The sequence below is a fragment of the Citrobacter sp. SX206 genome (genome assembly GCF_024181025.1).
In the GTDB taxonomy this organism is placed as follows: Bacteria; Pseudomonadota; Gammaproteobacteria; order Enterobacterales; family Enterobacteriaceae; genus Citrobacter; species Citrobacter youngae.
In genome coordinates this window covers 2447473-2459911 of sequence record NZ_CP049738.1, presented here as the reverse complement: position 1 = coordinate 2459911, position 12439 = coordinate 2447473, and the positions used below count along the sequence as shown (strand labels likewise).

The 12439-nt window shown below is 50.9% G+C and carries 14 protein-coding genes and 1 pseudogene; 6 read left to right on the top strand and 9 right to left on the bottom strand.

Annotated elements, in window-relative coordinates; genetic code table 11:
• The first annotated feature begins 44 nt into the window (after positions 1 to 44).
• Positions 45 to 1121, top strand: a complete 1077-nt coding sequence (namA, locus tag G8S19_RS12045) for an NADPH dehydrogenase NamA (RefSeq protein WP_048211799.1) — start codon at positions 45 to 47, stop codon at positions 1119 to 1121.
• 285 nt (positions 1122 to 1406) lie between these two features.
• Here the strand turns inward: namA and G8S19_RS12040 are convergent, their stop codons facing one another.
• Positions 1407 to 2261: a DMT family transporter gene (locus G8S19_RS12040; RefSeq protein ID WP_253685235.1), complete on the bottom strand. Its 855-nt coding sequence runs from the start codon at positions 2259 to 2261 to the stop codon at positions 1407 to 1409.
• A 133-nt stretch (positions 2262 to 2394) separates the two neighbouring features.
• Complete coding sequence (locus G8S19_RS12035; protein WP_048211797.1) at positions 2395 to 2739, bottom strand: DUF1294 domain-containing protein; 345 nt, start codon at positions 2737 to 2739, stop codon at positions 2395 to 2397.
• A gap of 200 nt (positions 2740 to 2939) precedes the next feature.
• On the opposite strand from G8S19_RS12035, the gene G8S19_RS12030 reads away from it, so the two are divergent.
• Positions 2940 to 3437 (top strand): GNAT family N-acetyltransferase, encoded by a 498-nt coding sequence (locus tag G8S19_RS12030; RefSeq protein WP_101742570.1) that lies wholly within the window; start codon positions 2940 to 2942, stop codon positions 3435 to 3437.
• Positions 3438 to 3442: 5 nt separating this feature from the next.
• Here G8S19_RS12030 and G8S19_RS12025 read toward each other — a convergent pair whose 3' ends face one another.
• Positions 3443 to 3934, bottom strand: coding sequence for a GNAT family N-acetyltransferase (locus G8S19_RS12025; protein WP_115602095.1), 492 nt, complete (start codon positions 3932 to 3934; stop codon positions 3443 to 3445).
• 137 nt (positions 3935 to 4071) lie between these two features.
• On the opposite strand from G8S19_RS12025, the gene G8S19_RS12020 reads away from it, so the two are divergent.
• Positions 4072 to 5043, top strand: a complete 972-nt coding sequence (locus tag G8S19_RS12020) for a LysR family transcriptional regulator (RefSeq protein ID WP_101742568.1) — start codon at positions 4072 to 4074, stop codon at positions 5041 to 5043.
• Here G8S19_RS12020 and G8S19_RS12015 read toward each other — a convergent pair.
• The 5 genes and pseudogenes from G8S19_RS12015 to G8S19_RS11995 form a co-directional block, all read right to left on the bottom strand.
• Positions 4997 to 5441: pseudogene (locus tag G8S19_RS12015) on the bottom strand (PLP-dependent transferase); the annotation flags it as partial. The gene G8S19_RS12020 and the pseudogene G8S19_RS12015 sit on opposite strands and share 47 nt — an antisense overlap.
• Positions 5442 to 5528: 87 nt before the next feature.
• A complete protein-coding gene (locus tag G8S19_RS12010; RefSeq protein WP_253685233.1) occupies positions 5529 to 6734 on the bottom strand; it encodes an MFS transporter in 1206 nt (401 codons plus the stop codon).
• Positions 6735 to 6738: 4 nt separating this feature from the next.
• On the bottom strand, positions 6739 to 7767 hold the full coding sequence (locus G8S19_RS12005) for a zinc-binding dehydrogenase (RefSeq protein WP_101742566.1): 1029 nt from the start codon (positions 7765 to 7767) through the stop codon (positions 6739 to 6741).
• Positions 7768 to 7793: 26 nt separating this feature from the next.
• Positions 7794 to 7958, bottom strand: coding sequence for an OsmC family protein (locus G8S19_RS12000; RefSeq protein ID WP_225807905.1), 165 nt, complete (start codon positions 7956 to 7958; stop codon positions 7794 to 7796).
• A gap of 48 nt (positions 7959 to 8006) precedes the next feature.
• Positions 8007 to 8783 carry an SDR family NAD(P)-dependent oxidoreductase gene (locus G8S19_RS11995; RefSeq protein WP_253685231.1) on the bottom strand — a complete coding sequence of 259 codons (777 nt, stop codon included), beginning with the start codon at positions 8781 to 8783 and terminating at the stop codon, positions 8007 to 8009.
• 176 nt (positions 8784 to 8959) lie between these two features.
• Here G8S19_RS11995 and G8S19_RS11990 point away from each other — a divergent pair, with 176 nt between their 5' ends.
• The 3 genes from G8S19_RS11990 to G8S19_RS11980 all read left to right on the top strand — a co-directional run bounded on the left by G8S19_RS11990 (position 8960) and on the right by G8S19_RS11980 (position 10753).
• Positions 8960 to 9874 carry a LysR substrate-binding domain-containing protein gene (locus G8S19_RS11990; RefSeq protein WP_137364068.1) on the top strand — a complete coding sequence of 305 codons (915 nt, stop codon included), beginning with the start codon at positions 8960 to 8962 and terminating at the stop codon, positions 9872 to 9874.
• 216 nt (positions 9875 to 10090) lie between these two features.
• Positions 10091 to 10372 (top strand): hypothetical protein, encoded by a 282-nt coding sequence (locus G8S19_RS11985; protein WP_048211789.1) that lies wholly within the window; start codon positions 10091 to 10093, stop codon positions 10370 to 10372.
• Between the two features lie 36 nt (positions 10373 to 10408).
• A complete protein-coding gene (locus G8S19_RS11980) occupies positions 10409 to 10753 on the top strand; it encodes a carboxymuconolactone decarboxylase family protein (RefSeq protein WP_124021738.1) in 345 nt (114 codons plus the stop codon).
• Positions 10754 to 11705: 952 nt separating this feature from the next.
• Here G8S19_RS11980 and G8S19_RS11975 read toward each other — a convergent pair.
• Positions 11706 to 12257, bottom strand: coding sequence for a hypothetical protein (locus G8S19_RS11975; protein ID WP_101742564.1), 552 nt, complete (start codon positions 12255 to 12257; stop codon positions 11706 to 11708).
• Between the last annotated feature and the right edge of the window lie 182 nt (positions 12258 to 12439).

Here is a 12439-nt window from a genome sequence, read left to right as displayed (position 1 = left end):
GGTACTTTTAGCGGGCTAAATATCAATCACTTTCTGGAGTAGAAATGTCAGCTTTGCTTTTTGAACCCATCACAATCAACGGCGTTGAATTCCGCAACCGTATTGCCATGTCCCCGATGTGCATGCACTCGGCATCTGACGACGGCAAGATTAATGACTTTCATGTTATCCACTACGGCGCGCGTGCCCTGGGCGGAGCAGGTCTTATCATGCTGGAAACGGCCTCTGTATTACCGAATGGTCCAATCGGTCCTGGAGACATCGGTATCTGGGATGATAGCCATATTGAAGGTTTGTCCCGCGTGACAGATGCCATTCACCGTTTTGGCGCGAAAGCCGGCGCACAGATTGGACATGCTGGTCGCCAACTGGGAATTGACCTGCCCTCTATCGCGCCGTCAGCTATTCCGTTCACACCTGAGTCCCGCGTACCACAGGCGATGAGTATTGAGCAAATTAACGAAGTCGTAGAGGCGTTCCGTCAAGGTGCTCGCCGTGCGCGTGAAGCCGGTTTTGACGTTATTGAAATCCACGGTGCCCACGGCTATCTGTTGAATCAGTTCCTGTCGCCGCTAGCGAACAAACGTACCGATGAATACGGTGGTAGCCACGAGAATCGTTACCGCATTGTGCGTGAAGTCATTGACGTCGTGCGCAGCGAGTGGAAAGGCCCATTGTTCCTGCGTATCTCTTCAACCGATTATGTTGAAGGCGGAAACCGTCCGGAAGACTTCTTGATCTACGGCAACTGGATGAAAGAACAAGGTATTGATCTGATTGACTGTTCAAGCGGCGGAATTGCGATGGTACAGGTAAACACTTACCCAAATTATCAGGTCCCTGCAGCCGAGCTACTACGAAGGGAGTTGGATATTAAAACCGGGGCTGTAGGTCTGATCGAAACAGGCCGTCAGGCAGAAGAAATTTTGCAGAATGGCCGAGCAGATATCATTCTTGTTGGCCGGGATATGCTGAAGGATCCGTTCTGGGCGCGTACTGCAGCAGACGATTTGAACGTTGTACTCCCCGTTCCTGCACAGTACACCCGCTATGGTTCTGGCTGGCAGCGTTCTCAGCCGCGACTGCCGGCAGCTGACCTGGCAAGCACTGTAGAGCAATAATAACAGCTACTTCATCAGCCCTGCACGGTTGTAATGCTGTATCTGTACCAATAGACCCTTTGTTGTAACCCTCATAGTTAAAAAAACGAAAGTGCTTTCCTATTGCCCCCTGCATGCTGACGCAGGGGGTTTTTATTGAGAACATCTGATTTTGTATTGCGGATGGTAAAAACCTTAAAAATCAAAGATAAAATTAATTTCATAAATATACTCATCAAATCATATCAACGTCCGCTCCTGGCTGTGAGTCAAAACACCGAAGCACAGTACTGTGACTCCTCAACGTTATCCCTGTGCTGATTTCTTACTCTGTGTTCGATCGGATGAAATAACAATGGCTATGCCAGCCAGAACGATCAGTGTGCAAACCAGAATTCTCAAATCAGGCAATTCGCCAAGAAATAGCACTCCACCTACCGCAGCAATACAGGGCACGCTCAACTGCAGCGTGCTGGCGGTTGCTGAAGACATAGTGGCAACAAGTTGGTACCAAAGTACGTAAGTCACACCAGAAGCCAGTCCGCCGGAGAGCAGGGCAAGGATGACGCCGTTGGCGTCAGTATGCACGGGCTCCTGTCGTACCAAACTCAGGATGAAAATAACCGGAAGGCTCAGAATGAAATTTCCTGCAGTCGTCCCGGCAGGAGAGAGGATATTTTTCCCACGCACAGAGTAAGCTCCCCATGCCATGCCTGAAACAACCATCGTCAGGGCGGGTATCAAAGGGGGAGCGGTTGCGCCGGGGAGCAGCAGCATAATGATCCCCCCGATGGCAATAACGATCCCGGTGGCTTTGTATCCGCTAAGTGTTTCACCTTTTATTAATCCCCAGCCAATCATGCAGATCTGCACTGCGCCAAACAGCAGTAATGCGCCTGTTGCGGTATTGAGCTGCACATACGCGATTGAGAAAAATAATACATAGACACACAGCAACAGGGCATCGATGATTTTCCAGCGTATTTCTTTCAGTTTACCCCGGGCTATATGCCAGAAAAACAGCATTACTGCACCACCGAGTAATCTCATCACGCTGAACGTTTCAGGATCTGAATACCCATTCTTTAAGGCGATACGACAGAGGATAGAATTGGCTGCAAATGCAGTTAGCACCAGGAGAACCAGCAACAGCTTTTTCATATCCATCCTTAATGTTGACGATCTGTTGCAGAGTATAGAGTGCGTACATCAGGACAGACATGCTAACGATGCTTTTGTTTATAATCCAACACGATAACGTTGCACAGGGGCTGGCGCTATCCCTAAATGATGCTCAGGAAAGTGAGAATGGAAAGAACTGATACACGGCCACCATAGCGGAGGTACTTAATATCACACTGATGATGAAGTAAGTTTTGAAGGGCTGCTTTTGTGTTTTATGGTGAAAGAGTTGTTGGCCGACAATGGCTCCAGCCCATCCGCCCACAGCGCCAAATACCAGCAACGTGGATTCCGGCACTCTGCGCCAGGCCTTACGCGCTGCCATTTTGTCCACGCCGTAAATCGCCAGCGTCAATATGTTGGCGAGCAGGCCCCATATCAGCAACGGATGTGGGGCAAAAAGGCTACTGACCGCAGCGCAGACCAGTAGCAAATAACAATAGCGATTGAGATTCATCTCATTAACCACAGCCGGAACGGAGAGGCGATTATCTTAACCCAGAACCGACACCGATAAATGGATATGTAGATTCCTGGAAGCCAGGGTTATCCAGATTTTGATACAGAAAATGTCGGGGTCGCATGTCCAGTCTATAAAATAGAACATTATGAAAAGTAATGATATTGTTCTACCAGCCACGCTCATAACGAGGTTTTATGAAAATCAGAAGGTTCAAGAATGGAGATGAGATTTCGTTACTCAGCGTTTTCTTATCTTCTGTACATACCCTCGCATCCCACTATTACACACATGAACAAATAGATGCCTGGGCCCCGTCAGATATCGACCCGGATAACTGGACTAATCGCATGAGGGCACTACGTCCCTTTGTTGTTGAAGTGGATGGTGAAATAGCTGGATATGCGGATGTTCAGCCAAATGGGTACATTGACCATTTCTATGTCTCGGGAGTCTACCCGAGACAGGGCGTAGGGACGCTACTGATGGACCGCATTCATGAAGAAGCCAGACAACGTGGAATGGGTGAACTTACTTCAAATGTCAGTAAGGCTGCGGAAGCGTTCTTTCTACGACACGGCTTTCATGTCGTGGAACGAGGTTTCCCTGTGTGTCGTGGCGTGACACTACAAAATGCACTGATGCGTAAATATTTGGCGAAACAGATGAAAAGAAAAAGAGTCGTGTCTGGATAGTTAAATCAGAGTGTCATCATCATTTCATGCCAGGCCATACCACCGTGGTCTGACTCTGACGGTTTCATATACTGGTAACCAAAATGAGCATACAGATCGACGTGGCGATCTTTACACAACAGGTGGATTGTTTTTTTGTTCATTGCTTTCATATGCGCCACGAATTCACGCATTAGCAACGACGAGTATCCTTTGCCCTGATAATCCGGGTGAACCACGACAGACATAATCACGGCATTAGGTGCATCCGGATCGTGTCCAACCAGTTCTTTAAATTCTTCATCAGACATCACGACTTCCCATGCGCAGCCTGCATTGATGAAACCAATAACGTCGCCGTTCAGCTCCATACACAGGAAACCTTCCGGATAGCGGTTAATACGGGTAGCTATTTTCTCACGCGTTGCGGCTTCATCCCCTTCGTAGGATGTGATTTCAATATCATAGCAACGATCGACATCGGCGGCAGTGGCCTGACGGAATACAGGGGTAGACATAGTTTTGCCTCTTCAGAATCATTTTGTTGGAAATATACTATCTTTTTTCAATCATGCTTTCGCTGCATTTTATGCAAAAATAAAATGTACAATATTCATTAATCACTATTTTCAAATTTCACCCGGAAAAAAGAACCATGGTGTCGACGTTGCGCAAGACCGATCTGAATTTATTGCTTATCTTCGATTCTCTTTATCGGCATGGGAGCGTAACGGAGGCCGCTAATGAAATGGCGCTAAGTCCGTCGGCGCTGAGTCATGCGCTCAATCGCTTACGTGCCTCACTGGATGATCCCTTATTTGTGCGCACTGGCGGACGCATGGTGCCAACGTCAAAAGCAGAGAGCATTGCCGCCAACGTTTCCGCCGCTCTGAACAGTCTCTCGACTTGCCTACATGAGCCTGAACACTTTGAGCCGGAAAAAAGCCGGGAGACGTTTACTTTTGCCGCCACGGACTACACGGCCGCTGTGATCCTGCCAGGCCTGATCGCGAGAGTTAACAGCCTCGCGCCGGGTATTACCATTAAGCTTATCTACTCACGCGATTTTAACGCCGATGAAGATCTGCTTTCGGGCAAAGTTGATTTTGCTCTTGGTTTTGAAGAAGAGCAGAAAAATCCCCGGCGCGGTATTGAGTCCATTACCTGCTTTACGGATGATTACGTGGTTGCGGTGCGACGTGGTCACCCTGAAATTTATGATTCCCTTACCCATGAGCGATATCTTAACGCCGGACACGTGGTGGTACGCCCATGGCTGGAATCCCGGGGGGCTATTGACCGTTATCTGGAAAGTCAGCAGGTACGCCGCCGAATTGTTGTTGAATTACCAAGTCTGATGATTGCCCCGCTCATTGTTTCAAATACTGATCTGGTCATCACGCTGCCCAAGCGGGGCATCTCATCTGTTTTTGATATGAAAAATCTTGTGGTGTTTACTCCTCCATTCCCAACACCCCAGTATATTCTGAAGGCTTATTACAGCCCACAGCTCAGTAACTCCCCTGGACATTTATGGATGAAAGAGCAAATTTTACAGCTTTGCGAGCCGCAAAACCCGATTACGTCAATGAATGCAGCCGATCAAACCCCTGACCCAGATCGGTGATCAGGTCATCCGGATCTTCCAGGCCAATCTGGAGCCGAAGGGGTTCTCCCTTCTTGTGCCAGGTTGTCGCAGTTCGATATTCCCGGCAGCCGAAAGGAATAATCAGGCTTTCAAAACCGCCCCAGGAATACCCCATTCCGAACAGCTGCATGTCATTTAGCATGCGTGTACGGGATCAAGCACCACAGAGAACAGCCCTGACGATCCCGTAGGGTCTCGCTTCCATATTTCATGTCCCGGACAATCCGGCATTGCGGGGTGGAGTACAGTTTTGACTTCAGGTTGTTCTGCAAGCCAGTGAGCAATTGCCAGTGCTTCCGCTTCTTTCAGCGAATATGCAACGTTCTTAAACCATGTAAGGCAAAGAAACAGTCTTCTGCACCCGGTAACATGGCAAGTATGCCCAAAATCATGCCCGTTGATGTTGGGCTTTAGATACTTTTTACATCAACGTAACCCGCTTCCAGATAGCAGACAAAACTGGGTCAGAAAGTTAATTTATCCTGCTTTTTTGCCCGCAACTCGTTAACAATACCTACAAACGCAAGACCGACGGGAACAAGGGCCCCCCACAGGACGGAGTTCCAGCCGTAGAGGCTGAGTAGAGCACCTGAAGAATATGACCCTACAATCATAACCCCAAATACCACAAAATCGTTCAGGGACTGGACCTGGGTTTTCTCTTCTGGACGATGATATTCAATGATCTTCGCCGATGCGCCGGTGAAGCCAAAATTCCAGCCGAGACCCAGCAAAATCAGCGACAACCAGTAGTGAAAAATATCGGTTCCACCGAGTCCGGCGAGGACAGAGCATGCAGTGATAAGCAAACCCGCAGCAGCGATACGCATGGCTCCAAAGCGGTTAATTAATTTGCCAGTGAAGAAACCCGGACCGTACATGGCAATAACGTGCCACTGGATACCGAGATTGGACGCCTGTTGAGAGATGCCGTGCATGTGCATCGAGAGTGGTGCAGCCGTCATCAGGAAGTTCATCACCATATAGGTTACCGCACCGCTGAATACGGTTCTGGCAAACCCTGGCTGACGGGCAATTTCGCGTAAAGGCCGCCCACCCGTTTTTATCGTGCAGGTAGGTTCTGCGGTTTTTACGCCTTTAAGTATGAATGCCGAAATAACGGCCACGAGCGCCTGCGCGAGGAACGTGACGGCGAAGGTATGAGGCGGCCAGAGGTGCATCGTGCCTGAAACCAGCATCGGGCCAATCACGCCGGCAACCACGCCGCCTCCCATCACCAGCGACAGGGCCCGGGCGCGACGTTCTGGCGTGACGCCGTCGGTTGCCGCAAAACGAAAGCTGAGCGCAACGGCTGCATAGGCTCCGCCCATGAAGGCGGCAATGCAGAACAATATAAATGAGCCAATCACGACGGCCAGGGCGGCGGTCAGTCCAGTCAAGACACCCGCCCCGGTTCCGACCATAAATGCGCTTTTACGGCCATTTTTACGCGCTAATGAGCCTAACGGCAGGATACAGCCTGCCATCCCCAGAACAAACATGGTGATGGGAAGTGTAGCCAGCGAGCTGCCAGGAGCGAGGGCGTTACCCACAATTGCGCCAGTGGCATAAAAGACGACAGAGTTGGCACCCGCGAGGGCCTGCGCGGCCGACAGGCGAATGATATTATTTCTCTGGTCTGCAACGGGCAGGAAATGTTCTGCGGACATGTGATTAATTATCCTGATTCATGGTGAGCACTATCCTGTATCGCGCCAGACCTTGCTTAAGTCTGTTGAGCGCCTCATTTGCCCGTTCAAATGGCAACATCTCTGTGATGGGCAACGTCTGAAAGAGGTGGCTGAACTGCAGTGCGCGCTCGGTTTGCGCCGGTGTGCCGACGAAGGAGCCTGTCAAGGTGCGTTCAGCGCCGATCATCATACCCGGCGAGACCTGCAGCGGCTTTTGTCCTGTACCCAGCAAGATTGTTTTACCCTGGGGGGAGAGGGCGGACAAGAGGGCTGAAACCGTTTCTGAAGCCGGTGCAGTTGCCACGATAAAATCCACACCGCCGTCATTTTTCAGGCGTTCTGATGCATTTTCCTCAAGTGTATTGATGTAGTGATGCGCACCCAGCTTAAAGGCCGCGCGTTCTTTTTCGCTACCCCGTGCAATCACAGTCACCTCAAAACCCATTTTACGGGCGTACTGAACAGCCATGTGGCCAAGTCCACCCACTCCGAGAACAGCCACTCTGTCGCCCGCTCTTGCGCCTGAATTACGCAGTGCGTTGAAGGTAGCGGTACCGGCGCAAAGGATCGGGGCTGCATGCACGGAAGAGAGCGCGGAGGGAATTGCTATCAGCGCGGTATATCGCATGACAACGTACTCTGCGTAGCCGCCATCGCAGCTGAGGCCCGGCGTCAGTTGATTTTCACAGAGATGAAAAAGCCCTCTGCGGCAAGGTTTGCAGTGCTGACAATACCCACCCAGTCGGCCGACGCCTACGCGCTGACCGCATTGCCAGATATCGGGTACCCTGTTCCCCTTGCGGGCAATAAACCCGACGATTTCATGTCCCGGTATACGGCCGGGTTGGCCCTCCTGCGGCGCTCTTTCCGCGTCCCGGAGATCGGCACCGCATACTCCGCATGCTTCAATTTTGATAAGCACCTCATCCGAACCGGGAGCGCGTATCGGCCGCTTTGTCATTTCCAGCACCCCGGGGGCAACGATCTGCATCGCGCGGTATTTTTTATTCATAAATGGCACCGATATAATAGGGATTATCAGATGGCAAGGGCGAGATCTTTAGCCCTGGCTTCCTGAACAAAGACGGCCGTCATACAGGCATTAAACGCAGCGAGCATTAATTCCCGCGGATCAGGAGCCAGTCCCTCGCCACCCAGCGAAACCGATTCATCGGAATCGATAACATGGTTTTGAAGTGCCAACGGAGCGGAACCTCCGGAATACGGCTGGCAGAGCGTCCGGCGCGGTCTTCAGGCGTTACGGCCAGCCATCACACCGCCATCAATATCCCAGGTAGCGCCGGTGACCCAGCCAGTTTTTTCAGAAAGCAGGAAAGCCACAGTTTCCGCGATGTCGACTGGCGTACCCACGCGTCCGATCGGATGGAAGCTGTCAAAGCTGTTCATCACATCTTTTACGTCGTCTTTCGGAATGAAGCCTTCGTAAATAGGAGTGTGAACAACGGCCGGAGAAACCGCATTCACGCGGATCCCTTTTTCACCCAGCTCAATGGCCAGGTTTTTAGTCAGCGCGTGCAGACCGGCTTTGGCCATCGAATAGGCTGAAGACGGCGTGGCACCAATCGCCTGCTGCGCCCACATGGAGCCGATATTCACGATGGAGCCTTTAATCCCGGCATCAACCATATTGCGCACCACGTCACGGGTAATAAAGAACGTTGCGCGGTTAATGCTCATATACATGTCATAGTCTGACGCTTCATGTTCGGTGAAGGGTTTTGGGAAAAACACGCCAGCCGCATTGACCAGCAGGCTGATATCTTTGTGTTCGGCATTAATGGTGTCTACCACATGCTGCATCCCTTCTTCTTTCATCAGGTCGGCAACGATGATAGAAACCTGACCATCCGCAGCCAGCGCCTGGCGGGCCTGCCCGGCTTTGTCCTGACGATTGCCAACAAGCACAACGCTGCCGCCGTTTCTCAGAACCAGCTTCGCCGTTTCGAAGCCCATACCGCTTGTACCACCGACCACTAACAGTTTTTTACCGGCAAAAGATGCGTTCATCGCTAACCTCTTTGAATTCAAATGGTTGTTATTGATGAAAAGCCGTACTCCTCATCGTGTGAAATCAGAATGCCACCCGGACGCCTGATTGACGACTGAGAAGAAATTGCGACTCAGGAAAGAAAATCTTTCTCGCTGGCGTATACTGAGGAAAATAATGAATCAGGATGACCACAATGCGATCGCTAAACCGACTTAAATGGCTGCACGCTTTTGAAGCCACCGCCAGGCACGGCAGCTTTACCGGCGCGGCACAGGAGCTTGGCGTTACGCCCGCTGCAGTAGGCCAACTGGTACGCTCGCTGGAAGACTGGGTCGGACACCCGCTTCTTCACCGCACCCGCTCCGGAAAAGAGCGGCTGACGCTGGTTGACGAAGCGCAGGAGGCGCTACAGGACATCACGCAGGGACTGGACAAACTCGAAACCGGGTTAAACAAGCTTCGCGGTCGCCGCTCGCGTTCGGTGGTGGTGGTGACAGCATCGCAGGTGCTGATGATGAACTGGCTGATGGATCGCCTGAACCGGTTTTCGGAAACGCACGAAAATATCAATCTGCGGCTTAACGTCACGGAAAAACTGATGGATGTGTCGCACGGCGAGGCGGACATCGGTATTCGCTGCGGACAGGGCGACTGGCCAGGCGTGCATAAAACCTGGCTGATGGATGAAGAAGCGGTGCTGGTCTGCAGTCCGCGCCTGGTGCCGCCCGGGAAAATGGCCTGCCGTGAATGGCTCGCCACGCAAAAACTCATTCACGATGACACGCCGCATCCTGGGGCGGATTTTCCGTCATGGGATGCTGTCCTGATGGCGGTCGGTGCACCCGAAGCGCTGGATAGCGGGCTGCATATTAACTCCACCTCAGCGGTCATCCTGTCGGCCCTGAGCGGCAGGGGCGTGGCCATCGTTCGTTACGCTTTGGTGAAGCAGCTTATCGAAACCGGTCAGTTGGTTCAACTGCACCCCGATCGCCGTTGGCCGCTCAAATGGTCCTATTATCTGGTCACCCCGCAACAAAAAGTTATGCGTGATGAAGTCAACGTTTTCCATGACTGGCTTCTTCAGGATGTCGTCTCAGACCGTTCATAAACTGCCCCCTCAGACATTACGCTGTCCCGGCAATCACGTCGGGTGCGTAGTGCTTATACCACGACAATTCACGACATAGAATTTCTTTTCTGCTTCGCAAGATTATCTGATTTGTTGAAGCTGTCTGGCTTTCTGATAATCGCCCTCAACGAAAGGTAATACAGACCGGTTTTTTAAACGGGCGTATTACTTCAACCCTGAACGAAGGAGAGAACGATGGCTTATCTGCAAATCACCCTGAATATCAGTAATGAAAACCGTGCGGCAGCCGCTGAGGTATACCAGAAATACAAAACTCCGTTTCTGACCACCATTGAGGGTGCCACCTCTAAAGAGCTGCTTGTCCGCGACGAAGACGTCCAGGTGCTGCACGGTTTTACGACCGTTGCGCAGGCGCAGGCATACCTTAACAGCCTGCTGTTTACGCAGGATGTCGTTGCCGGATTAAAACCGTATTTAAACAGTGCGCCTGACGTGCGTATTTTCGACGTCATTTAATAACTTTTCTGAGACAAACAACAACCGGAGTTTTGAATGTTCTTAAACTGGAATGAATATCGCAGTGGCCTGCTCGCCACCATCGACAAATTTGCCAAACTGCAGCCTGAGTTTATGAAAGGCTTTCAGCAGATGGATAAAGGTGCGTCAGAAAACAAGCACCTCGATCCCAAAACCCATGAACTGATTGCGCTGGCCGTGGCCGTAACCACCCGCTGCGACGGTTGCCTGGCCGTTCATGTGGATGCTGCTGTTAAGTACGGTGCCACGCGCGAAGAGATCGCCGAAGCGCTGGCGGTTGCCATAAACCTGAATACCGGCGCCGCGCTGACGTATACCGCACGCGCACTGGATGTGTACGATAATCTGCCGAACAAATAGGCCTGCACACGGCTCCGCGTGGGGCCGTCTAATCACTGATTATGATGTTACTGAATTCTGATTTTTCGCAGCGCGTGATCATTACCCCGGATGATTATCAATGGATATTTTAACCCCAGCCCGGGGTTGAGCGCATGATGCTTGACCGGATTGGTCGCAAGCAGGTACGCGCAACCCTTCTCGTCAGGCTGCGCCAGATGTCTGCCGATGCACGCCAGTCGCTCAGGTTATATACGCAGAAGGCGACTAACTGGCATGGTCAGCCGCAAAGACAAGTCTTCGCTTTATTCTCTGGCACCTCAGAAACAGTGCTGCTTCAGAAGCTTGCCCCAGGCGCGCGGATTTTCTGTGTGGCCGCATGTTGGCGGAGCAGAGATCCGCGACGTATCCGAGCCAGATTCGGGTAAAACGGCGATTTTTGGTTTTACTGGCGTACTTGCAAAATCGAGATGAACTGTCAGCGATGCTGTTCTCAAAAGCCTTTGTCGGGAGCCGCTCGTACGCTTATTTGGGCAGGATGCGGTAGAGCCCGAAGCTGAGTATATAAAAGACTGGGCGGCCGATCCGTTTCTGCAACGGAATTTGATCTCCAGCAGGAAGTCAGTCACGTAATACCTGAGCAACTTTCCGCCAGGGGAGAATTGTCCGGTGAGATAACAGGTATTGCCAGTGAATGGTCGCCGCAGTTCCCGGGCTATCTGACAGGCGCAATTGACTCTGCATTAACGGGCGTTCAGCGCTGGCTACAACAGAAATAACCCGCGAAAATGGGGGGCTACCATCCGAGCAGGAGATGGGTTGTTGAAAACAGAGTATCCGGTTCGATAATGCGTCAGCTTTTAAAAAGAGCTGGCTTCTGAAGCGTCCGCTCCTGGCACAATGCGGACAAGCTGACTTAGCTGAAGGTCCGCTGAGAGCGAGAAGCGGACGTTTTGGTTGCAGTACATGTATCTTAATCACCCAAGGAGGGCGAATTGCCACTGGAAATATTTAATTTAGACATGGGGTTACTAGTTAGCTCGCCTGCAATAATAAGATCGCGTACTTCATATAATTTGCTACTGACTTTATGAAGATCAGATATGAATCTATCCAGAAATTCATTGGTCACCTCGAAATATTTATCTTTTTCGTCTACCCTGCGATGCAGAATTTGCTCACCCATTTCGTTTGTTATTGGATATGCATGTACAAAGTCAGATCGCTCAGTATTTAATTTCTCAAATAGTTTAGCTGCATCCAAACCTGTTCGGTAAGCGATACGACTTGATGGCTTTACCTTTCTTACGCTTGCACGGAAGGCATCCAGAATGTCACCGCCCATTTTTCCTTGAAGTGCAGTCCGGTCTAGTGTTTTATCCAAAAGCGAAGCTATTTCGGTCATGAAGCTAGCTATTGAGCCGAAGCCATACACAGCGATACCCAGCCTGTAGAGATAAAGATCGTTATCCGGTAAAGCGAGGAGGGTTTGTCGTTTAATTCTACTAAGTTCTTCCAGATTCATACTGAATCCTCATTTTCACAGGTGATGAAAAAAAGCAACAGCTTGCCAGTCTAACTCATTGGCCAATAATTAATACTTCTTGGTGTATGTCACGTCCGCTCCTGGCACAGAGCGAACATTCTAAAACAAGTTGATGGACGATGAGCATTGCTCATCGCAAGCATTCAGAGCCAGGCAGAAGG

Coding starts and splice junctions, on each gene's coding strand:
- namA (WP_048211799.1), top strand. CDS start 45: ATGTCAGCTTTGCTTTTTGAACCCATCACAATCAACGGCGTTGAATTC.
- G8S19_RS12040 (WP_253685235.1), bottom strand. CDS start 2,261: ATGAAAAAGCTGTTGCTGGTTCTCCTGGTGCTAACTGCATTTGCAGCC.
- G8S19_RS12035 (WP_048211797.1), bottom strand. CDS start 2,739: ATGAATCTCAATCGCTATTGTTATTTGCTACTGGTCTGCGCTGCGGTC.
- G8S19_RS12030 (WP_101742570.1), top strand. CDS start 2,940: ATGAAAATCAGAAGGTTCAAGAATGGAGATGAGATTTCGTTACTCAGC.
- G8S19_RS12025 (WP_115602095.1), bottom strand. CDS start 3,934: ATGTCTACCCCTGTATTCCGTCAGGCCACTGCCGCCGATGTCGATCGT.
- G8S19_RS12020 (WP_101742568.1), top strand. CDS start 4,072: ATGGTGTCGACGTTGCGCAAGACCGATCTGAATTTATTGCTTATCTTC.
- G8S19_RS12010 (WP_253685233.1), bottom strand. CDS start 6,734: ATGTCCGCAGAACATTTCCTGCCCGTTGCAGACCAGAGAAATAATATC.
- G8S19_RS12005 (WP_101742566.1), bottom strand. CDS start 7,767: ATGAATAAAAAATACCGCGCGATGCAGATCGTTGCCCCCGGGGTGCTG.
- G8S19_RS11995 (WP_253685231.1), bottom strand. CDS start 8,783: ATGAACGCATCTTTTGCCGGTAAAAAACTGTTAGTGGTCGGTGGTACA.
- G8S19_RS11990 (WP_137364068.1), top strand. CDS start 8,960: ATGCGATCGCTAAACCGACTTAAATGGCTGCACGCTTTTGAAGCCACC.
- G8S19_RS11985 (WP_048211789.1), top strand. CDS start 10,091: ATGGCTTATCTGCAAATCACCCTGAATATCAGTAATGAAAACCGTGCG.
- G8S19_RS11980 (WP_124021738.1), top strand. CDS start 10,409: ATGTTCTTAAACTGGAATGAATATCGCAGTGGCCTGCTCGCCACCATC.
- G8S19_RS11975 (WP_101742564.1), bottom strand. CDS start 12,257: ATGAATCTGGAAGAACTTAGTAGAATTAAACGACAAACCCTCCTCGCT.